The sequence below is a fragment of the Streptomyces adelaidensis genome (genome assembly GCF_016598475.1).
GTDB lineage: Bacteria > Actinomycetota > Actinomycetes > Streptomycetales > Streptomycetaceae > Streptomyces > Streptomyces adelaidensis.
This window is the reverse complement of the sequence record NZ_JAEMUX010000031.1, coordinates 55,767-75,295: the sequence shown is the minus strand read 5'-3', so window position 1 is coordinate 75,295 and position 19,529 is coordinate 55,767. Positions and strand designations below refer to the sequence as shown.

Annotated in this window: 16 protein-coding genes; 4 read left to right on the top strand and 12 right to left on the bottom strand. The window is 71.7% G+C overall.

From position 1 onward, the window contains the following. Positions 1-170: 170 nt before the first annotated feature. Both I8N67_RS19695 and I8N67_RS19690 read left to right on the top strand, forming a co-directional pair. Positions 171-794, top strand: a complete 624-nt coding sequence (locus I8N67_RS19695; protein WP_200304460.1) for an RNA polymerase sigma factor — start codon at positions 171-173, stop codon at positions 792-794. After that, complete coding sequence (locus I8N67_RS19690) at positions 787-1,857, top strand: CU044_5270 family protein (RefSeq protein ID WP_200304459.1); 1,071 nt, start codon at positions 787-789, stop codon at positions 1,855-1,857. Before I8N67_RS19695 ends, I8N67_RS19690 begins: the two co-directional genes overlap by 8 nt. Here the strand turns inward: I8N67_RS19690 and I8N67_RS19685 are convergent. From I8N67_RS19685 to I8N67_RS19660, 6 genes are all read right to left on the bottom strand, one after another. Continuing rightward, on the bottom strand, positions 1,854-2,603 hold the full coding sequence (locus tag I8N67_RS19685) for an endonuclease/exonuclease/phosphatase family protein (RefSeq protein ID WP_200304458.1): 750 nt from the start codon (positions 2,601-2,603) through the stop codon (positions 1,854-1,856). The genes I8N67_RS19690 and I8N67_RS19685 overlap by 4 nt on opposite strands. A 149-nt stretch (positions 2,604-2,752) precedes the next feature. Continuing rightward, positions 2,753-3,706 (bottom strand): ROK family glucokinase, encoded by a 954-nt coding sequence (locus I8N67_RS19680; RefSeq protein ID WP_200304457.1) that lies wholly within the window; start codon positions 3,704-3,706, stop codon positions 2,753-2,755. Positions 3,707-3,801: 95 nt separating this feature from the next. Next, the gene (locus tag I8N67_RS19675) at positions 3,802-4,341 is read right to left on the bottom strand and encodes a DUF5304 domain-containing protein (RefSeq protein WP_200304456.1); all 540 of its coding nucleotides are present in this window, start codon (positions 4,339-4,341) and stop codon (positions 3,802-3,804) included. 57 nt (positions 4,342-4,398) lie between these two features. Beyond that, on the bottom strand, positions 4,399-5,568 hold the full coding sequence (locus tag I8N67_RS19670) for an ArsA family ATPase (protein WP_200304455.1): 1,170 nt from the start codon (positions 5,566-5,568) through the stop codon (positions 4,399-4,401). 147 nt (positions 5,569-5,715) lie between these two features. After that, positions 5,716-6,159 carry an SRPBCC family protein gene (locus I8N67_RS19665; protein WP_200304454.1) on the bottom strand — a complete coding sequence of 148 codons (444 nt, stop codon included), beginning with the start codon at positions 6,157-6,159 and terminating at the stop codon, positions 5,716-5,718. An 83-nt stretch (positions 6,160-6,242) separates the two neighbouring features. Next, positions 6,243-6,998 carry a metallophosphoesterase family protein gene (locus I8N67_RS19660; protein ID WP_200304472.1) on the bottom strand — a complete coding sequence of 252 codons (756 nt, stop codon included), beginning with the start codon at positions 6,996-6,998 and terminating at the stop codon, positions 6,243-6,245. Positions 6,999-7,349: 351 nt separating this feature from the next. Between I8N67_RS19660 and I8N67_RS19655 the strand changes: the two genes are divergently transcribed. Further along, the gene (locus tag I8N67_RS19655; protein ID WP_200304453.1) at positions 7,350-9,146 is read left to right on the top strand and encodes an AMP-dependent synthetase/ligase; all 1,797 of its coding nucleotides are present in this window, start codon (positions 7,350-7,352) and stop codon (positions 9,144-9,146) included. Positions 9,147-9,165: 19 nt separating this feature from the next. On the opposite strand, the gene I8N67_RS19650 is transcribed toward I8N67_RS19655, so the two are convergent. Both I8N67_RS19650 and I8N67_RS19645 read right to left on the bottom strand, forming a co-directional pair. Further along, complete coding sequence (locus tag I8N67_RS19650; protein WP_504740369.1) at positions 9,166-10,788, bottom strand: GMC oxidoreductase; 1,623 nt, start codon at positions 10,786-10,788, stop codon at positions 9,166-9,168. A gap of 747 nt (positions 10,789-11,535) precedes the next feature. After that, on the bottom strand, positions 11,536-12,678 hold the full coding sequence (locus I8N67_RS19645; protein ID WP_200304451.1) for a glycosyltransferase family 4 protein: 1,143 nt from the start codon (positions 12,676-12,678) through the stop codon (positions 11,536-11,538). Between the two features lie 160 nt (positions 12,679-12,838). Between I8N67_RS19645 and I8N67_RS19640 the strand changes: the two genes are divergently transcribed. After that, positions 12,839-14,071, top strand: coding sequence for a glycosyltransferase 87 family protein (locus I8N67_RS19640; protein ID WP_234045963.1), 1,233 nt, complete (start codon positions 12,839-12,841; stop codon positions 14,069-14,071). Between the two features lie 100 nt (positions 14,072-14,171). Here the strand turns inward: I8N67_RS19640 and I8N67_RS19635 are convergent, their stop codons facing one another. The 4 genes from I8N67_RS19635 to I8N67_RS19620 form a co-directional block, all read right to left on the bottom strand. Further along, positions 14,172-15,395 (bottom strand): Cif family virulence factor, encoded by a 1,224-nt coding sequence (locus tag I8N67_RS19635; protein WP_200304449.1) that lies wholly within the window; start codon positions 15,393-15,395, stop codon positions 14,172-14,174. Positions 15,396-15,437: 42 nt separating this feature from the next. After that, the gene (locus I8N67_RS19630) at positions 15,438-16,478 is read right to left on the bottom strand and encodes a C40 family peptidase (protein WP_200304448.1); all 1,041 of its coding nucleotides are present in this window, start codon (positions 16,476-16,478) and stop codon (positions 15,438-15,440) included. Between the two features lie 330 nt (positions 16,479-16,808). Then, on the bottom strand, positions 16,809-17,840 hold the full coding sequence (locus I8N67_RS19625; protein ID WP_200304447.1) for a C40 family peptidase: 1,032 nt from the start codon (positions 17,838-17,840) through the stop codon (positions 16,809-16,811). A gap of 320 nt (positions 17,841-18,160) precedes the next feature. Further along, positions 18,161-19,510 (bottom strand): NYN domain-containing protein, encoded by a 1,350-nt coding sequence (locus I8N67_RS19620; RefSeq protein ID WP_200304446.1) that lies wholly within the window; start codon positions 19,508-19,510, stop codon positions 18,161-18,163. Positions 19,511-19,529: the final 19 nt, after the last annotated feature.

Sequence of the window (19,529 nt, the reverse complement as noted above, 5' to 3'; positions counted from 1 at the left end):
AGCGTTCCGGCGGGCCCTCGCCGTTGCCGTACGACGGCCGCGCACGTCTCCCGCCGTGGTCGCCGCAGGGCGGAATGGAACTCGATCGCGGCGAGCGGCGAAGTAGTAGGGGTGAGCAACCCGAACGAGCCCAAGCCTTCGAGGCCTTCGGACGAACGAAAGGAGCCCCGATGACCGTCGGACCACCGGGCGTCGGCACTCGCGACAAGGATCGCGAGGACAGTGATGCCCGCGTGATCGAGCGGTCCTGGGACGAGCCCGAGCTGTTCGCCGTCCTCTACGACCGGTACGCCGACGCCGTGCACCGTTACGCGGCGCGGCGGCTCGGTCCCGAGGCGGCGGAGGATCTGACGGCGGAGACCTTCTTCACCGCCTTCCAGCGGCGGCACACGTACGACCCGGGGCGGGCCGACGCCCGTCCCTGGCTGTTCGGTATCGCCACCAACCTCGTGGGCCGGCACCGTCGGGCCGAGGCACGCCGGTTCAAGGCGCTGTCCCGGCTGCCGGTGCCGGTGGAGCACGAGGAGCCGGTCGCGGACCGGGCGGTCGCCAGGGCCGGTGCCACGGGGGTGCGCCGGGACCTGGCCGCCGCGCTGGCCGGGCTGTCCGCCCGGCACCGCGATGTGGTGCTGCTGGTGGCCTGGGCCGGCCTCGACTACGAGGAGGCGGCCCAGGCCCTCGGCGTGCCCGTCGGCACGATCAGATCCCGGCTGAACCGGGCTCGCGGCAGATTGCGCGAAGCACTGGGCGGATCCGATCCGACCGCTTTCCGAGAGGCAGACGCCCATGCGTGACATCGACGAACCGAGGGACCTGCGGGACCTCGCCGCCTTCGACGCGGGGGCTCCCCCGCTCGACGACGAGACCCGGCGGCGGGGACGGGCCCGCCTGGTCGCCGCGATCACCGCACCCGGTGCGGACCGCGCGACTCGTACGACGGGCCGGCCCGCCTCACCGGTACGCCGCCGCCCGGTCCTGCGCATCGCGCTGACCTGCGTGGTCACCGGCGCGGTGACGGTCGGTGTCCTGGTCGCCGTGCAGCCCGACGACGGCGGCGACGGCCGGGGGAAGACCGCGAAGCCGCCGGTCGCGAGTACGCCGCCGATGCGGAACGTGAGCGCGCGGACCGTGCTCAATGGGGCGGCCGCGTACGCACGGAAGCACGAGCGGACGGTGAGCCCGCGGGACGACCAGTTCATCTACACCAAGGAGATCATCAAGGAGACCAACCAGAAGACCGGGAAGACGAAGACCCACGTCGACGAGATCTGGCGGTCAGTGGACGGCTCCAAGCGGTCCTGGATCATGGAGATCGGCAAGGGGTGGTGGTCACCGCCGCTGGCGGACAACGAGAGCGTCTGGCCGCCGCAGGACTGGGGCACGCTGCGGGCGCTGCCGACCGACCCGGAGCAGCTGATCCTCGAGATGCAGGACAGGTTCTTCGGGCTGAAGGAGAAGAACACCTCGCTGGACAAGATCACGGATCAGGAGTGGTCGCAGATCCACTTCAGCCTCGTCGGGCTGCTGAAGCTGGTCCCGGTGACGCCGGAGGGGCTGCGGCCTGCGGCGTACGAGGCGCTGGGCATGGTGCCGGGGGTCAAGGCGGTGCCGAACCAGAAGGACGCCAAGGGGCGGGTCGGCGTGGCCATCACGTACGACGACTCCACACTCCCCGCAGGCGTGCCGAGTTCCGGGAGCTACTTCATCTTCGACCCGGTGACCTTCGAGTTCCTCGGTTTCCGTGACGAGCGCACTTCGGGTGACGGCGAGGACATGAAGACGTACACCCAGCTCTCGTACCTGGACAGCTGGGCGGTCGTCGACAAGGTCAAGCAGTATCCGTCGGCCGCGGGCTAGGCCTCGGCGGGCACTCTGAGGGCGGCCAGGACCGGCAGGTGGTCCGTGGCCGCCCTCAGGTCGTCCTCGGTGATGCCGGGGTGGTCCAGGGGGACGCCGCAGCCGAGGACCTCTACGCCGGGGGTGGCCAGGATCGCGTCGATGCGCTGGTGGGGGTCGGTGGGCGTGGAGGTGTACTCCGTGCCCCAGGGGGTGGTGGTCCAGCAGTCCTGGAGTTCGCCCGCCAGGCGCCGGAACGTGCGGCCGTCCGGGCGTTCGTTGAGGTCGCCGCCCGCCACCGCGTGCGCCACGCCCAGGCCGGCCAGGTGGTCGAGGAGCAGGCCGCCCTGCTCGTACCGCTCGTCCTTCTGGAGGGAGAGGTGGCAGGACAGGACGCCGAGGCGGGCGCGGCCGAAGCGGACCACTGCCGTGGCGAAGCCGCGCCTGTGCAGGCCGGGGGTGAGGGGGAGCAGGACGTCCTCTGTGTGTTCCACCGTGGCGCGGAGGTCGCACAGCAGCGCGGGGCCTGAGGCGGTGGCGCCGCCGGAGAGGGTGACGAGGCCGGAGGCGGCGGCGAGCCTCGCGAGTTTCTTCTGCCAGCGGAAGAAACGGGGGGCTTCCTGGATGAGGACCAGGTCGGGGGCGCAGGCGGTGATCACTCGGGCGAGGGCGGTGGTGTCGTCGCGCATGGAGCGGATGTTGTAGCTGAGCACGCGGATGGTTGCCGAACCGTCGGGGTTGGTGCGGGAGTTGGGCAGCGGCGTCATGTGGATCAATGTACGCCCAAGAGCTCGGGTGCATTTGTCCGTTTGCGGCTGCCGGTGCGTCGTGGCTTTGCTGCTCGCCCACGCGGCGGAGCCGCATATCGGTACAGCCCCGCGCCCCTGAAGGGCGCGGGGCTGCCGCTGACCGGGAGTTACATGATCGGGTCGGGTTCTCTCGCCAGGTCCGCCGCGCCCACCAGTCCCGCCTCGTTGCCCAGCTCCGCGGCGATGACGTCGGCGACCGGGCGCCAGTTGCCGCCCACGAGCCAGCGTTTGTAGGACTTGCGGATGGGGTCGAGGACCAGTTCGCCCTCGTCGGAGAGGCCGCCGCCGACGATGAAGGCGGACGGGTCGAAGAGGGAGGCGAGGTCGGCGAGGCCGGCGCCGGCCCAGCGGGCGAGTTCGCGGTAGGAGTCGACGGCGACGGGGTCGCCCTGGCGGGCGGCCATGGAGATGTGCTTGCCCTCGATGCCGTCGGGGTTGCCGTCGCCGAGGCCGAGGAGGATCTCGGCGTGTTCGGGGGTGGCGTTGGCGCGCTGCTTGGCGTACCTCACCAGCGCCCGCCCGGACGCGTACTGCTCCCAGCAGCCCTGGCTGCCGCAGCCGCAGAGCAGACCGTCGGGGACCATGCGGATGTGGCCGAACTCGGCGGCCACGCCGTAGTGCCCGCGGCGCAGCTTGTTGCCGATGATGATGCCGCCGCCGAGGCCGGTGCCGAGGGTGATGCAGATGACGTTGCGGTGGCCCTTGCCGGCGCCGAACTTGTACTCGCCCCACGCCGCCGCGTTGGCGTCGTTCTCCACGACGACCGGCAGGCCCACGCGGGTCTCGACCTTCTCCTTCAACGGCTCGTTGCGCCAGTCGATGTTGGGGGCGAAGTAGACCGTCGAACGCTGACGGTCCACGTAGCCGGCCGCGCCGATACCGACACCGACGATCTCGTGTCCGGCTCGCGCGCCCTCGACGGCGGCGGCGATGGCGTCCACGATCCCCTCGGGCGTGCCCGGGGTCGGCACCTTGTGGGTCGAGAGGATGTTGCCTTCCTCGTCGACCACACCGGCCGCGATCTTGGTACCGCCGATATCGACGCCGATGGTGAGTCCCATGAATCCCTCAGTTTCGGTCGAGCCCCGCTACGGCCAACCGTACCCGAGGCCCTGCCCCGGAACTCCCTGCGTCCGCCGGGCGGACGGGACCGGTGTCAGTCCAGGTCGATGCGTTCTCCGGGGCCCGGATCGTCGCCCTCGCCGCGCCCTTCCCGGTGGGCGGCGTCCCGGTTCGTCCAGCGGCGCTCCTGGGTCTCGACGGCGGAGCGGTACGCGGCGAGCAGTTCGTTGCCGGCGGCGGCCAGATGGTCGAAGACGTCCGGATTGCGCTCGATGACGGGTTCGACGGCGGCCTTGGCCTGGCGGACGACCTGGGTGACCATCTGCTGGGCCGCTCCCCCGGCCACCGCGCCGAGCAACGGCGACTGCAGTCCGGAGAGCTTGTCGGCGACGGTGTCGACCAGCTTGCGCAGTTCCTCGGCTGCCGAGCCCGGCGGCGGTCCGTACTGCGCCCGGCGGCGGGCCTTCTCGGCGGCGAGGTCCTCCTCGCACGCCGTGGCCCAGGCGTCGGAGTCGCTCACCCGGGGCCGGTCGGTCTCCCGCGCCCGGTCGCCGGCGTGTGCCTGCTCGGCCGTCCGCGCCTCCTCGGCCGCGTCGTCCCGAGCGGCGTCGGACGTGGGGCGCTCTTCGCTCATGGCGGGCTCCTGCCTACGGTTCGTACCTTCGACGTTACCCGAACGGGCGTATGCGGTTCACCGGGTCCGGGGCCACAACTGCGGGTCCGGCGCGAAACGGATCCTCAAGCAGCCGTCGCGCAGGGCCGCGCCGTCGACGGTGCAGCGGCGCAGCGCCGACGGCAGCGGAACAATACGGCGGAACTGCCCCGCCGTGACGACCAACTCGTCGCCCCGCCGGATGAGATCCAGCTCGTCGCGTATCGCGCCGGGCAGCGGGATGTGCCAGACGAGCACGCCCTCGCCGCCGAGGTGGTCCATGACGGGCCACTCGACGCGGGCGGGCGCGTCACCGGCGCCGGGTGCGTCGAGGGCGGCGAGGTCGTCGGTGCCGCGCGGGTCCCGGCCGAGGTGGGCGACCTCTCGTACGGGATGGATCTGCCGCCACTCCTCGACGGCCTTCCGCTGCTGGGCGGCCAGGGCGCCGAGCCAGGTGTCGTGCGTGGCCCCGGGGAGGATGCGGTTGGCGACGACCGTGTCCACGGGCAGGGCGCGCAGGGCGAGTCCGATGCTCGCGAGGCGTACGTGGTCGGTGCCGGCCGGTCCCGGCTCCGCGACCAGCCGTACGGTCGTGCCGGGGTCCTCGACCACCGCCGCGACGGCGGCCAGCTCCACGTCCCACCGGCCGGCCGTCTCGTACAGCCACTCCGCCGGCATGGGCACTCCGGCGAGGCGTCCGAGCATCGGCCGCAGCGCGCGGGCGGCCTGTCGCTCGGGCGGGAGCAGCCGTCGCAGATAGCGCCGCAGCTCCTCCGGCAGGCCGAGCAGGGCGAGTGCCTGCGGGGCGGGCGGCAGATCGACGACGAGCAGGTCGTAGGAGTCGGAGAGCGCGGCGTCGCGCAGTGCGCGCAGGAGAGCGAGTTCCTCGGCACCGGGGAGGGGTGTGAGTTCCTCGGCGTCGAGCCGGCCGGCGCCCAGCAGGTCCAGCACGGACGTGGCCCGGTCCTGGAAGGCGACGAGGTCCTCACGGAAGTCCTCCGCCGCGTCGGGCCGCCAGGCGGTGAGGTTCGGTTCGATCCGGACGGGTTCCGCCCCGGTCGCCCGCCCCAGCACGGCACCCAGGCTGTCGATCCGGTCCGCGCTCAGCACGAGCGTCCGCGTGCCCGCACGCGCCGCCGCCAGCCCCGTGGCCGCCGCGACCGTCGTACGGCCGCCGCCGCCTTGCCCGGTGATCAGGATGGTGCGCATGAGGGTGAACGGTAACTCAGCGCAGCGGACACCCGTTACCGCTGGCTGCCCGCAGCCGACGAGCCGGGGCCGCGCCCCGAAAGGGGCGCGGGGAACCGCGCGACCGGCCACGGACGACCCGCACCCACGACCGCGCGTCCCGCCGAGCTACCGCGCGTCCGACTCGACCCGCTTCTTCAGCCCCGCCAGTGCCCGGTCGATGATGACCTTCTCCGCCTTGCGCTTGATCATCCCGAGCATGGGGATCTTGACGTCGACGGTGAGCTGGTACGTCACCTCGGTCACCGTGTCGTTGACCGGCTTGAGGATGTAGGTGCCGTCGAGGGAGCGGAGCATCTGGGACTTGACCAGCGTCCAGGAGACCTCGTTCGCCCCGGACCAGGTGTAGGCCAGCGTCTGGTCGTCCTTGATCGCACCCGCGTCCATGACGAGCCGGACCTGCTCGGCGCGGCCCTGGCCGTCCGTCGCCAGCACCTCCGCCTCCTTCACCTCGCCCGTCCAGTCCGGGTAGCGGGCGAAGTCGGCGATCACTCCCATGACGTCGGCCGCCGCAGCCTCGATCGTGATGCTCGAACTGGTGAATTCCGCCATCGCGGTGGCTCCTCCAGGGACTGTCCGGTGAGGGAGGTGGGTGGGCACGTATATGCAGCGTGAAGGCTACCGCGCGCGGAGACTCACCATTCCAGCGCCCACGGCTTCCCGCTGCCGGCGAAGTGCCCGACGTTCACGCACTCCGTCGCCCCGATGCGCATCCGCCGCACCAGCGGCTGGTGGACGTGCCCGAAAAGGGAGTACCGGGGCCTTGTCTTGCGGATCGCCTCCAGCAGCGCCCGGCTCCCCCGCTCGAAACGGCGCGCCACCATGTCGTACACCAGCTCAGGGACCTCCGGCGGGATGTGCGTGCAGAGCACGTCGACCTCTCCCACCGCCTCGATCTTCGCCGCGTACTCCTCGTCGCTGATCTCGTAGGGGGTCCGCATGGGGGTCCGCAGGCCGCCGCCCACGAATCCGAAGACCCGGCCGCCGATCTCCACCCGCTCGCCGTCCAGCACGGTCGTGCCCGGTGCGGCGTATTCCGGCCAGAGCATCGGCATATCGACATTGCCGTAGGTGGCGTACGTCGGTGTCGGGAAGGCCGCGAACATCTCGGCGTACTGCTTGCGCACCGCCTTCTCGATCACGGCGGCCCGCTCCCCGCCGACCCCCGCCCACAGCCGGATGCCGAGTTCGCGCGCGTCCTCGAAGCGCCGGGCGGTGCGCAGCTCGACGAGGCGGGTGGCGTTCTCGACGCCGAAGAGGTCGGGGAAGATGCCGCGGGAGTGGTCGGCGTAGTCGAGGAAGAGGACCAGGTCACCCAGACACACCAGGGCGTCGGCGCCCTCACCCGCTCGGGCCAGGTCGCGCGCGTTGCCGTGCACGTCGCTGACCACATGGACGCGTGTCTTGCGGTTTCCGCCTGGTGTGGGTGCCATGACGATCAAGCGTAGGCCTGTGCGGCATACGTGAACAGAGCCGGTCGGGCCCGCCGGTTACTGGCCAGTCAGTAAGTGAGGGGATTATTGTTCCGGGGAGAACCCCCCATGTGTGACGCGGAGAACATCTCGCCGGACCCCCCTCGCGGAGAAGCCATACCGGCGGGTAACGTCCGGGCAGTCCAGTTGTGCTCAGGTTTTCAACCAGTGAGGGAACCAAGGGGACCTGAGCGCTCGCCCCAGCCTTGGACCGGACCGTCGCATCCCACACAGAGTCGTGGCGCCGGCGCCCTATGAGGAGCAGCAGTCTTGCGCGAGTTCAGCCTTCCGGCTTTGTACGAGGTCCCTACGGACGGCAATCTGACCGACATCGTCCGGAGAAACGCCGCGCAGCATCCCGATGTCGCCGTCATCGCCCGCAAGGTGGACGGCGCCTGGCAGGACGTCGACGCCGTCCAGTTCCTCACCGAGGTGCGGGCGGCCGCGAAGGGGTTCATCGCCGCCGGCGTCCAGCCGGGTGACCGGGTCGCACTGATGTCGCGTACCCGATACGAGTGGACGCTGCTGGACTTCGCGATCTGGTCGGCCGGCGCGGTCACCGTGCCGGTGTACGAGACCAGCTCGCCGGAGCAGGTGCAGTGGATCCTCGCCGACTCGGGCGCGACCGCCATGATCGTGGAGCTGGACGGGCACACGGCGGCCGTCGAGTCGGTGCGCGACCAACTGCCGGCGCTGAAGCACGTCTGGCAGATCGAGGGCGGCGGGGTGGAGGAGCTGGGGCGCCTCGGCCAGGGCGTCACCGACGAGGCCGTCGAGGAGCGCAGCTCGCTGGCGAAGGCGGACGACCCGGCGACCATCGTCTACACGTCCGGGACCACCGGCAGGCCCAAGGGCTGTGTGCTCACCCACCGCAGCTTCTTCGCCGAGTGCGGGAACGTGGTGGAGCGGCTACGGCCGCTGTTCCGTACGGGCGAGTGCAGTGTCCTGCTGTTCCTGCCGCTCGCCCATGTGTTCGGCCGGCTGGTGCAGGTCGCGCCGATGATGGCGCCGATCAAGCTGGGCACCGTACCGGACATCAAGAACCTCACCGACGAGCTGGCCTCCTTCCGGCCGACGCTGATCCTCGGTGTGCCGCGGGTCTTCGAGAAGGTCTACAACTCGGCGCGGGCCAAGGCGCAGGCGGACGGCAAGGGCAAGATCTTCGACAAGGCCGCGGACACGGCGATCGCGTACAGCAAGGCGCTGGACACCGCGTCGGGCCCGGCCCTCGGTCTGAAGATCAAGCACAAGGTGTTCGACAGGCTCGTCTACAGCAAGCTGCGCGCGGTGCTGGGTGGCAAGGGCGAGTACGCGATCTCGGGCGGCGCCCCGCTGGGCGAGCGCCTGGGCCACTTCTTCCGCGGCATCGGCTTCACGGTCCTGGAGGGCTACGGCCTGACCGAGTCCTGTGCGGCGACCGCGTTCAATCCCTGGGACCGCCAGAAGATCGGGACGGTCGGGCAGCCGCTGCCGGGTTCCGTCATCCGGATCGCGGACGACGGGGAGGTGCTGCTGCACGGCGAGCACCTGTTCAAGGAGTACTGGAACAACCCGGGCGCGACCGAGGAGGCGCTGGCCGACGGCTGGTTCCACACCGGTGACATCGGCACCCTCGACGAGGACGGCTACCTCAGGATCACCGGCCGCAAGAAGGAGATCATCGTCACCGCGGGCGGCAAGAACGTCGCCCCGGCCGTGATCGAGGACCGTATCCGGGCGCACGCGCTGGTCGCGGAGTGCATGGTGGTGGGTGACGGGCGGCCGTTCGTGGGCGCGCTGATCACCATCGACGACGAGTTCCTGGGCCGTTGGGCCGCCGAGCACGGCAAGCCCGCGGGCTCCACCGCGGCGTCGCTGAGTGCGGACGCCGATCTGAACGCGGCCGTCCAGGCCGCGATCGACGACGGCAACGCCGCGGTTTCGAAGGCGGAATCGGTGCGGAAGTTCCGCATTCTGTCCTCCCAGTTCACGGAGGATTCGGGCCACCTGACGCCGTCTTTGAAGCTCAAGCGCAACGTGGTGGCGAAGGACTACGCGGACGAGATCGAGGCGATCTACCAGAAGTGACCCGCACAGGCCGGTTGGCTCATGGCGCGGTGTCCTCGGCGAGGACCCGCGCCATCGTGCGTTCGGCGAGCGCGGTGATCGTGACGAACGGGTTCACCCCGATCGAGCCGGGCACCAGCGCGCCGTCGGTGACATACAGCTTCGAATACCCCTTGACCCTCCCGTAGTCGTCGGTCGCCTTCCCCAGCACGCAGCCGCCCAGCGGGTGGTACGTGAAGTCGTCGGCGAACACCTTGTTGGACGAGCCGAACAGGTCGTACCGGTAGATCGTGCTGTTGGCCGAGTTGATCCGGTCGAAGAGCTTCTTGGCCATGGAGACGGAGACCGCGCTCTGGGCGGCGCTCCAGCCGAGTTTCGCCGAGTCGCTCGCGGCGTCGTAGGTGAAGGACGCGCGCTCCGGGTTCTTGGTGATCGCCAGGTAGAGGCTGACCCAGTGTTCGAGGCCGGTGGGCAGCGGGGCGATCTCGGCGAAGACGGGGTTGGACGTGTTGGCCCAGTCGTCGATGCCCAGGACCGGCATGGTCGACTGGTTCGCGCCGACCGTGTCCCACAGGTGGTTGGCCCGACCGAGCATCACGTTGCCGTTGCCGCCCCAGCCCGCGCCGACGCCGGCGTCCAGCGCCGGGAGGGTGCCCTTCGCCCGGGCCCGGACGAGGAGTTCGGTGGTGCCGACGCTGCCGGCGCCGAGGAACAGATAGGTGCAGCCGTACTCCTTGGTCTCGACGACCGTGCCCGTGCCGTCGACGCGGTCGACGGTGACGACGTACGTGCCGTCGCTGAGCCGGCGGATGCCCCTGGCCCGCTCCATGGTGTGGATGGTGACGTTCCCGGTGCCGAGGGCGGCGGCGAGGTACGTCTTGTCGAGGCTGCGCTTGCCGTGGTTGTTGCCGTAGATGACCTCGCCGGCGAGGGCGGACTTGGTCGCGGTGCCGGCCGCCTCGCGCTCCATGTACGCGAAGTCGTAGACGCTCGGTACGAAGGTGGTCCTGAGGCCGGTCTTCTCGGCGTGGGTCCGGGAGATCCGGCTGAAGCGGTACCACTCCGTGGACTCGAACCAGGCGGGGTCGACGGTGTTGACGCCGAGCATGGCGCGGGCGCGCGGGAAGTACGTGGAGTACATCTCGGCGGTGTTGACGGTCGGGAACTGCTCGGCGAAGTACGACTGGAGGGGGGTGACGGCCATGCTGCCGTTGACCAGTGAGCCGCCGCCGACGCCGCGGCCGAGGAACACGGACATGTTGGCGTAGCGGACCCGGTCCAGGACGCCGGGGTACGGGTTGATGTCCTGGTTGACGACGTCCAGCCACAGGAAGGTGGCGAGTGGGGCCTCGGTGCGGGTCTTGAACCACATGGACCGCTCGTCCGGCTCCCTGGTCGAGCAGAAGATCTTGCCGTCGGAGCCGGGGGTGTTCCAGAGTCTGCCCATCTCCAGGACGACCGTGCGGATGCCGGCCTGGCCGAGGCGGAGGGCGGCGACGGCGGCGCCGTAGCCGGAGCCGATGACGATCGCGGGGGCGGTGTCGACTGCCTCGGGCTCGACCGCCCTGGCCGACTGGAGGCCGACGCGGGTGAGGCCGAGGGTGGCCGCGGTCTGTAGCGCGGCCATACCAAGTATGTGACGTCTCGTCAGCTGACGCTGCATCAGTTTTGCTGTCATGTGCGCAGCATGTGCGGATTTTTCGGCTCCGACTAGGGGCTTTGCCGAACTGGGGGCGTGTTGGGGGGTGCGGGGGGCTCTTTGGGTGTGGCTGGGGGTTGGTCTGTGCCTGGTCTGTGCCTGATCGCGCCGTTCCTCGCGCCTCTTGTGGGGTGGGGGAGAGTTTTCAAAGTTTCTGCCAAGAGGGCGGGGGGCCGATTTTGCTTGGCTCACTTGCGTCACTGCGGTCCCGTGCTCTGCCGGACCGGGGGGCGCGTCAGGGGGTGCGGGGTGCGCATCGGGGCGGCGGGTGCGGGTCGTCTGGGGCGGGTCGTCTGGGGCGGGTCGTCTGGGGCGGGTCGTCTGGGGCGGGTCGTCTGGGGCTGGTCGTCTGGGGCGGGTCGTCTGGGGCGGGTCGTCTGGGGCTGGTCGTCTGGGGCGGGTCGCGCAGTTCCCCGCGCCCCTTATGGGGCGGGGCTGCGGCAGGGCCCGCTCGAGCCGCTCGCGGCCCTGCCGGCTCCAGCGCCTCAGGGGGTGCCAGGGGCGCATCGGGGGCGGCCGTCGGGCCGTGGGGGGCTGATCGCGCCGTTCCCCGCGCCCCTTGCGGGGCCGGGCTGCGGCAGGGTGCGCTCGAGCCCGCTCGCGGCACTGCCGGCTCCAGCGCCTCAAGGGGTGCCAGGGGCGCATCGGAGGCGGCCGCCGGGCCGTCCGGGGGTGGTCGCGCCGTTGCCCGCGCCCCCCTGCGGGGCCGGGCTACAGGAGGGATTTCAGGGTTTCTGCCAGGAGGTCCCAGCGCCATTTTTGTTCGACCCAGTCTCGGCCGCGGTGGCCCATGCTTCGGCGTAGTTCGGGGTCGGCGAGGAGGGCTGTGATGCGGTCTGCGGTCTGGGTGGGGGAGGTGCCGGGGACGATCCAGCCGGTTTCGCCGTCGAGGACGGCGTCGGGGGCGCCGCCGGAGTCGCCGGCCACGACGGGGAGGCCGGTGGCGGAGGCTTCCAGGTAGACGATGCCGAGGCCCTCGACGTCGAGGCCGCCCCTGCGCGTGCGGCACGGCATGGCGAAGACGTCGCCGGCGCCGTAGTGGGCGGGCAGGTCGGACCAGGGGACGGCGCCGGTGAAGCGGACGGCGCCGGCGACCCCCCTCTCGTGGGCGAGCCGCCGCAGCTCCTTCTCGTACGGTCCGCCGCCGACGATCAGCAGGACGGCGTCCGGCTCCTTGGCCAGGATGGCGGGCATCGCCTGGATCAGGGTGTCCTGGCCCTTGCGCGGCACGAGGCGGGAGACGCAGACGACCACCGGGCGGTCGGTGAGGCCGAGCCGGGCGCGGACCTCGTCGCCGCCGGAGTCCGGGTGGAAGGTCTTCTCGTCGACACCCGGCGGCAGTTGGACCATGCGCCCGGCCGCGTCCGGAGTGAGGGCCGTGGCGATCCGGGAGCGCGTGTACTCGCCGAGGTAGGTGATCGTGTCCGTGCCCTCGCCGATCCGCCGCAGCAGCTGCCGGGCGGCGGGCAGCTGCGCCCAGCCCGCCTCGTGGCCGTGGGTGGTCGCCACCAGCCGCCGGGCGCCCGCCTTGCGCAGTGCGGGCGCCATCAGGCCGAGCGGGGCCGCCGCGCCGAACCACACCGACGTACAGCCGTGCTCCCGCAGCAGGGAGACCGCGCGGCGGGTGACGGCGGGCGTCGGCAGCAGCATGGTCGTACGGTCGCGTACGACGGTGAAGGGCTGCTCGGCGTCGAAGGCGGCCGTCGCCTCGACGCCCTCCCGGCCGCGCTTCCACGTCGAGGCGTAGACGACGACCTGTTCGGGGTCCAGCCGCAGCGCCATATTGTGGAGAAACGCCTGGATGCCACCGGGGCGGGGCGGGAAGTCGTTGGTCACGATCAAGGTCTTGTGCATCGCCGCCGACCCTACCGAACGGGCACCGGCCCCCCTCCTCGGCCACCTGCCCGGCCACGCTTCACGGCCGCCTCACAGGCCGACGGGGGATCATGTCCCCCACAGGGGCGAAGCGCGGCGCACACGGACCGGGACAGGGACAGGGACTCACGTGGCTCAACTGGACATCACGGGCACCCGACGGCTCCCGTTCGGGCTGCTCACGGCCTGGGGCGCGACCCGGCTGCTCCTGCTGCTGTTCGTCTTCAAGGTGTACGTGTTCCCGGGCCCGGACGTCACCAGCGACGTCTCGGTCATCTATCGGGGCTGGTACGAGGTCCTGCGTACAGGAACGTATCCGCTGGACGACGTCACCTGGCAGTACCCGCCCGCCGCCGCCCTCGCGATCCTCTCCCCCGCGCTGCTGCCCTTCCTGGACTACGCGTCGGCCTTCTTCGTCCTCGCCTTCCTCGCCGACCTGGCCGTCCTCGCGCTGCTCCTGTACGCGGGTGCCCGCCCCGGCAAGACCTGGCGCGGCGCCTGGGTGTGGGTGGTGGGCCTGCCGCTGCTCGGCCCGACCGTGTACGCCCGCTACGACGTGATGGTGACGGCGGTGGCGGTCGCCGCCCTCCTCGCCGGCAGCCGCCATCCGCGCGCGATGGGGGCGCTGACGGCCTTCGCGGCCCTGCTGAAGGTGTGGCCGGCGCTGCTGCTCCTGGGCGCCCGGAAGCGCGCGGCCTGGGCCTGGGCGGCGGTCACCGGCCTCGCGCTGGCCGGCGTCTTCGCCGTCTCCATGCCCGGCGCCTTCGCCTTCCTGACCTTCCAGCGCGACCGGGGCACCGAGGTGGAGTCGCTGGGCGCCCTCGTCTTCCATGTGGCCCGGCAGTTCGGCTGGGACGGGGAGGTGCTGCTCAACTACGGCTCGGTGGAGTTCATCGGCGACCACGTCGACACCGTCAGCGACGCTGCGCTGCTGCTCAGCGGGGCGGCCTTCGCGTGGCTGCTGTGGTGGCGGGTGCGGGCCCGGCGGTTCGCCCCGCACACCCTCGCGGACGCGGCGTTCGTGGCGGTGCTGATGTTCACGGCCACCAGCCGGGTGATCAGCCCCCAGTACATGGTGTGGCTGGTCGGCCTCGCCGCCGTGTCCCTCTGCTTCCGGGCCAGCCGTATGGGGCTGTCGGCGGGCATGGTCCTGGCGGCGTCCTTCGTGACCGTCCTGGAGTTCCCGATCTGGTTCGGCCACGTGGTGGCCAGCGACTGGCTGGGCGTCGCGCTCCTGTTCACCCGCAACGGCCTTCTCGTCCTCGCCGCCCTCCTCGCCGCGTTCGAACTCTGGCACGACACGGTCCCCCGCCCCACGCCCACGCCGCTCCCCGACCGCCCGACCCGCGCCAAGGAGCCCCTGGGCTCCTGAGCCCGGCCGGCACGACCACGGCGGCGCAGGTGGTTCGGCCGTCCGGCCGACCGCGGGCCGTACGTGGTTCTCGCGCGGTTGCCCGCGCCCCTCACGGGGCTCAGCCCAGCTGCCCCCGCGCATAGTCCCGCCACCGCTCGGTGAACGCGTCGAGGGTCGTCCCCAGGACCTCCTTCAACGCCCCCTCCACCGCCCCGGCCCGCTTCCCGTGTTCGCCGACGGCCCGGTAGAACTCGTTGAGCCGGACCTCGCCCCAGTGGTCGGCGATCATGCGGCAGGCCAGCCAGCCGCCTTCGTAGGCCTGGGCGAGTTCGCCCGAGTCGTCGGAGAAGGCGAAGGCGGTGTCCTTAGGGAGGGCGGCCGGGATGTGGCCCTCCGACACGGCGCGCTGGAGTTCCGGGGCCACCTCGGAGGGCGTGCGGCCGGTCGTGCGGTAGCCGGCCCAGTCGGCGTAGCCCTCGGAGAGCCAGAGGGGGGTGGCGGCATCGGTGTGGGCGCGGGTGGCGACGTGGGTCGTCTCGTGGGTGAGGACGACCTGTTTGCCGAAGGCGCCGAGGACGGCGTAGGCGTCGGGGTTGATGATGATCCGGTCCGCGGGCGCCCTGGCCGAGCCCCCCGCCTCGCCGGTGGTGACCGCGGCGATCCCCCGGTACCCGGACGCGGGCGCCCCCAGCAGCCCCGCCATCCCCTCCAGGGACTTCGGTACGAGGACGACGACCCGCCGGGCCCAGTCCTCGCCCCACGCCTCGGTCACGGCGGGCACGGCCCGGTCCGCCAGCTCCGCGTACGCGCGCAGGGTCCCCTGCGACCGCCCGACCCCCAGCACGAGGCTGTGCTCGCCCCGGACGGCCCGTATCGGCCCCTGCTCCCACAGCTGCTCGGTGCCCTTCTCCGAGGGCTCGTCCGAGGCCACCTGCCATGCGCCGCCGTCGGCACGGACCAGGGACAGCGTCCGTACGGCGGTGACGGGCGCCTTGTCGTAGCCGCGTATCCGGTAGCGCAGGGCCGCCTCCGCGGTGGCGCGGTCGCCGGAGCGGTCGAAGCCGGTGACGTCGTACGACCAGGAGGTGAGCGGCAGACCGCGGAGGTTCGCGAACTCGGCAGCCCCGGTGGCCAGTTGGCCGGTCGGGGCGGCCGTCGGCGCCTCGGTGGAGCGGTACGCCGCAGCGTCCCGCTCCAGGACGGCCGCCGCCCGCCGGTCGAGCATCCGCTCGACGTCGGCGCGAGCGGCGTCGGGCGGCGCGTCGCCGCCACAGCCGACGAGGAGGGCGAGCGCCAGGCAGACTCCTGCGGCTCCCGGGAACGCGCGCCTTCGACCAGCCACGTGCCCGATCGTACGGCGGCCCGCCGAAGGAGCGTAGGGCGGTCAGGGGCGGGTGACCGAGGCGATCGGCATCATGTCGACGGGGTCGTAGCGGACGGGGGCGCCCGGGTAGGGGGCGTGGATGACCTGGCCGTTGCCGACGTACATGCCGACATGGCTGGCGTCGGGCCGGTACGTGACGAGGTCGCCGGGCTGCGCCTCGGAGAGCGGGACCTGGGTGCCGGCGTACCGCTGGGCCTGCGAGGTGCGCGGCAGCCCGACGCCGGCCTGCCCGTACGACCAGACCATCAGGCCCGAGCAGTCGAAGCCGTCGGGGCCGGTGGAGCCCCACACGTACGGCTTGCCGAGGGCGGTGCGGGCGGCGGCCACGGCGGCGGCGGCGCGGCCGTTGGGGGCGACGGCGCCGGAGAGGTCGGGCGTCTCCATCGCGGAGCGGCCGGAGCCGCCGGAGCGGGAGGCGCGGTCGTACTCGGCGCGCTCCTCGTCCGGGAGGGAGTTGAGCACCTGCCGGGCCAGGGAGAGCTTCCGCTCGACGGTCCGCTTGTGCTTGGCGACGGCCTTGCGGCTCTTCTCCAGCTCGGTGAGCTTGCCGGTGGCCTCCTCGCGGTTCTGCGAGAGGTCGCGCATGGCCTGCTGGAGGTCGTGCAGTTCGCCCGCCTGGTGGGTGCTGATCCGGTCCAGGGCGGCGGCCTTGTCGAGGTAGTCGTCCGGGTCGTCGGAGAACAGCAGGGCGATCGACGGGTCGACGGCGCCGGAGCGGTACTGGGCGCCGGCGAGCGACCCCAGCGAGTCCCGCATGGCGTTGATGCGGTCCTGCTGCCGGGCCATCGAGTCCTGTGCGGTACCGACCTGGTCGCGCAGCTTGTCGGCGCGCTCGTCGGCCTTGTTGAACGCCTCGGTGGCCTGCTCGGCCTCCGCGTACAGCCGGTCCACCTCGGCCCGGCTGTTGTTGTCCTGCGGCGCGGCGGCGGCCGGCTGGACGGGGATGGCGCCGAGGACGGCGGCCGCTGCCGACAGCACGCCCAGGGCGGCGGCCGCACCCCGGTCGAACCCGGACGGTACAAGACGACTGTGGGACACCACGGGAAGCCGCACTCCCTTCGACGGTGGACAGGGCCCTCCCCCGGGGCCGGAGACCACCCCGGAAGGGTGCGCTCACGGCGGGTGAGGGAATCGCGGCCGACAGTAGCCGCGTGACCGCGCCACAGCCAAAGACCTCCGCGGACACAGAGCGTGACGCCTGGCCTTGGACCCAGGTCACCAGCGGGGGACGGGGTCAGCACGAGGTACGGGAATTCCCCCGTTCGGGCGGCTCTGTGTCCTGATCTTGAAGCAGAACGGCTCCGATTGTCACAACGCGTGACAATCGGAGCCGGGAAGCCGTGCGGGAGCCCCCTCGGGGGCCCGCGGGTGTCAGACGCGCACGCCGAACTGGAACGGCATGTTGCTCATGGCCTCGTAGCGGACGACCGCGCCGGAGCGCGGCGCGTGGAGGACCTGGCCGTTGCCGGCGTAGAAGCCGACGTGGTGGATGTCGCTGTAGAAGAAGACCAGGTCACCGACCTGGAGATCGGCCTGCGAGTAGATGCGGGTGCCGGTGTTGGCCTGCGCCTGCGAGGTGCGCGGGATGGTGATGCCGGCCTGGGCGTAGGCCCAGGAGGTGAGGCCCGAGCAGTCGTAGGACGCGGTGCCGGTGGCACCGTAGACGTACGGCTTGCCGATCTGACTCTGCGCGGCGGAGTACGCGGACGAGGCGCGGCCGGGGGCGGGACTGTCGGAGCCGAGGGCCTCGCGGGCACTGTCGCGGGTGGCGCGGTCCTCCTCGGCGGCGAGAGCGGCCTTCTCGGCCGCCGTCAGGGAGTTCAGCAGCTTCTGGGCCTGAGCCAGCTTCGACTGGACTTCCTTCTTCTTCTTGCCCAGGGTCTCGCGGGTGTCGGCGAGGTCCTCCAGCTTCTCGGAGGCCTCCTCGCGCTGCTGGGCGAGCGAGCGCTGCTTCTCCTGGATCTTCTTGAGCGACTCGACCTGCTGGCTGGTCAGCTGGTCGAGCGTGGCGGCCTTGTCCAGGTAGTCGTCCGGGTCGGCGGAGAGGAAGAGCTGGATCGAGGAGTCGATGCCGCCCGAGCGGTACTGGGCGCTGGCCGCCTGGCCTATGCCCTCACGCAGCTCGTTGAGGTCTTCCTGGCCCCGGGCGACGTTGTCCTGGATGGTGGAGATCTCCTTCTGGAGCTTCTCCTGCTTCTCCTTGGCCCCGTTGTACTTCTCGGTGGCCTTCTCCGCCTCTTCGTAGAGCTTGTCGACCTTGGACTTGACCTCGTCCTTGCTCGGCTTCTCGCTGGGCGCGGCGTTGGCCGCCTGCGAGGTGAGGGCCACGGCGGCGGCCGCCGCGGTGGTGAGCACGGTCACGCGGGTGCGGCTCGGCTGCTTCGGTCGACGGTGGGACGCCACGGAGGCGAGCTCCTTCTTCCTTCAGCCGCCTACCGACACGCCGGTGGGCGGTGCCCCTCCACCGTCACTTCCCATGAAGCGATCAACCGAGCGGAGGGTTCGACGCCTGACCCTAGTGACCCTGTTGTGATCAGTTCAAATCCCCGCGTGAAAAATCTCTGCCACGTGATGAGTTTTTCGCGCCCGAATCACGTGTGGTAATGGCCGATTGACCGTACGTTGCGTGAAGGTTTCGCCAATTCGGGCACAAGCGACGGATGTTGCGCTTGGCGCATACGAACCCAATGGGACGTACGGGACTTTACGGCCGGGGTCGGATTTCAGCCGCGCGTCAGGCGCTTGAGGAGCACCACGGAGGCCACCGGCCGGGCGCCCGCCTTGGCGATCCCGTCGGCCACCTCACGGTCGGTGGACGCCACGATGACCGGCCGCCCGGGTGGCTCGGCACGCACCAGCTGGCGGATCAACTCGTCGGCGGTGATACCCGGCTTGGAGAACAGCACCCTGACCCCGCGCGGCGGCGCGAGCAGCACCGGCGCGGCCAGCTCGGCCCCGTCGAAGACACACGTCACCTCGGCGCCGGTCTGCGCGGCGAGCTGCGAGAGCTGCCCGAGCAGCCGGAGCCGCTGCTTCTCCAGCGGCATCTGCGGATAGCCGGTCTTGGTGACGTTGTAGCCGTCGACGACGAGATGCGCCTGCGGCAGCGCCAGCAGCTGGTCCAGGATCGCGGGGTCGTTCTCGGACAGCGCGCGGGCGGCGATGTCCTTCGGCGTCATCCGTCCCGGCTCGACCGCGTCGACGGTCTCGGCGGGCCGCACGGAGACCGGCGGCAGCGCCAGCTCCCGCCGCAGCCCCTGGGCCGCGTCCAGCACGGTGTCCAGCAGCAGCCGTACGCGCATGTCCTCGACGCTGCGCCCCTCGCGGGCGGCCCGCCGGGTGGCCTCCAGGGCGGCCTCCGCCTCGCCGAGCCGGGCCTTCAGGCGCCGGGACTCGCTCTCGGCGGCGGACACCTGGGCGTGACTCTCCGCGCGTACGGTGTCCATCTCGGCGTGCAGCTTGCGCAGGGCGGCCTCGCCGCGCTTGACGTCGCTGAAAGCGGCCCGGAGCTTGCGGTGCAGCGAGTCGGCGTCCTTCTTGGCCGAATCCAGCTCCGCGCGCAGCCGTTCCGTCTCGGTCTTGGTGTGGCCGCGGGCCTCGGCGAGCTGCTCACGCAGCCGCTCCAGCTCGGCGCGGCTCTCCTCGTCGGCCCGCTCGGCGTCCGCCCGCTGGGCCTCCTCGCCGGCTGCGGTGACCAGCTTCACCCAGCCGGTGGGGCGCAGGACGTAGGCGGCGGCCGCCACGTCCAGCGGGTCCGCGGCCGGCGGCGGTGCGGCCGTGTCGAGGGCGCCGGCCAGCTCCGGGTGGGCCTCCCGGAACCGCTCCGAGATGCGCTGCCTGAAAAGCGTGTCGCTCTCCACGGCGGCCGCCATCGCGTTGCCGGCGAACTTCACCCGGCGGTTCGGGGTGAACCGGGCGTACTGCCTGAGCTGCGCGGGGAGTTCGGCGACCGTCAGCCCGCCGAAGCCGTCCGAGACGATCTGCACGACCCGTTTGCGCACGCCCTCGGGCAGCGGACGGTCGAGCACCTCAGCGGCGCCGTCGCCCGGCCCCCCGCCCGCGGTCTCCACCATCCGTCACCCCAATGTCTGT